1 protein-coding gene is annotated in these 1,775 nt (G+C 52.3%); it reads right to left on the reverse strand.

All coding sequences use genetic code 11. The features are described 5' to 3' along the window. Positions 1 to 1,103: 1,103 nt before the first annotated feature. Positions 1,104 to 1,610, reverse strand: coding sequence for a hypothetical protein (locus OS914_RS17945; protein WP_267547417.1), 507 nt, complete (start codon positions 1,608 to 1,610; stop codon positions 1,104 to 1,106). Between the last annotated feature and the right edge of the window lie 165 nt (positions 1,611 to 1,775).

Raw genomic sequence — 1,775 nt, forward strand, 5'->3', positions numbered from 1 at the left:
CCCCAGCCATGACGGCTACCTCACCATCCGCCTCGACCCGCTCCCCACCCGCCGCGCCACCACCGCGATCAGTGAACTCTGCGACCATCTCACTGCCACAGAAACCCGCTATCCCGGCACAAACCAAATCCTGCGATTCGAAACCAAAAACCGTGAAACGTCGCCACCAAATTAAATACCTATGTCAAGAGTCCTGGGGCTATCGTCCGCGAGGGCGACCAGATTACCCCGAATGAAGGCCCGCCCAACTCCTTCAACTGACGTATACAGAGTGAGTTCGCGCTGCTGAAAAGGGGGAGTGATTTCTGAAGAAAATTTTGCTGAATTGGGGGAGTAAAGGGGGAGTTGGGCCGTTTTTGGCCTTAAGCGGCTCTGACCTGCGGAATGAAACCGCAGGTCAGAGCCACAATTTGGTGCCCCGGGCGGGAATTGAACCCACGACCAAGAGATTCGCAGGTGGACCGTCTGTCCTAGGTTGATCGCTTGTGCGTTGGGGGTAAAGTTCTTGCAACAGGGATAGGTAAGTCCGAAATGAGTCCCAGTTGTGTGGTCCCGGGTTCAGGGTGCTGGGCTGCCCGACGGACCATCGCGGCGACCGTTGCCAGAGCTAGAGGGTCGCGAAGTTTAATCGGCAATCCCTGGCTGGAGCACTGAGATGTCAGCCAATGAAGGAACGCCGTTTGCCAAACGCCCGTGGCGTCGTTTGGTGTAAATATTTCTGCGGCTGGCACCACTTTCGAGCGAGAAGACCTTGGATCGTGAGTGGGCTTCCCATGCTCGCAAGACTGGATGGGTTGGTGAGCCCGGGGATGGGGGCCCCGGGCGTGGTATTCAAGGGTAGACATCGCAGCTCTCCTGCCAAGCTTCACATCGCCATTTGTATATCTCCTACTGCTCCATCGTGCTCGGACTTGGAATGGCATGACCTTGGAGACTCCTTCGTCACCGTGTGCCGCAGGTATAAACGATGTAATGGCTGAAAATCGGATATTTTGCAGTTTTCCGTAGCCATACCCTGAAGAATTTTTTCCATAAATATATGTGACTATTTATGAAAAGGCAATTAGTACTTCGGCGCGAGAGGTCTTCAGAACCCAACTGTTTCATATTTTCCAATTGATTCTTACTAATTCCGAATCAAAGCGCCACTCTTTGTACATGGGAACGATTTTACCGGGGACTTTGGGATCAATGAATATTTTATCAATAACCGTGTCGACTAGTTGGCGTTTCCATGATAGATCAGAGGACTCCCATGCATCTTGAACAGTTTTCCCATGGGGTATATTTGCGAGCGTAGATTGGCTCCAGGTGGCGTCGATTTGCTTCGACAGCCGTCGGGTACGTTCAGCCGCAATAGTCTTGGCAATTTTGAATTCGGGAAATTCCAGTTCTCCCGTCGAATACAGATTAAGTATCTCTGTCAGTCGGGTCTTCTGCAACTCGCGTTCCTGTAAAAGCTTGGCGAGTGCAGTGGATTCTCCGATAGCAGAGTCAATGTGCCGGCTGAGGTCATCTGAGTCCAGGCGGTACATGAGAGCTTCAATGACTAGATCTTCAACCGGTGGCTTGCGCCGTTTGACTTTTCCGCAGCCAACTTCGCCTCTCAAGTCATCAAACTTGCGACAGCTAAATGCGGGTACATAACTGGCTCTTCAGAATTGAGAGTGTAGTCGGGGCTGCCGCGTGAGGAGTCCGCGGCTGGAGGTTGTTTCGGTTGAGGTGAGGGCCTTGGGAGAGAATCAGATTATCTAGATCTTGATTCCTCTACCGCA

It is taken from the genome of Arthrobacter endolithicus (assembly GCF_026627425.1).
Taxonomy (GTDB): Bacteria; Actinomycetota; Actinomycetes; order Actinomycetales; family Micrococcaceae; genus Arthrobacter_M.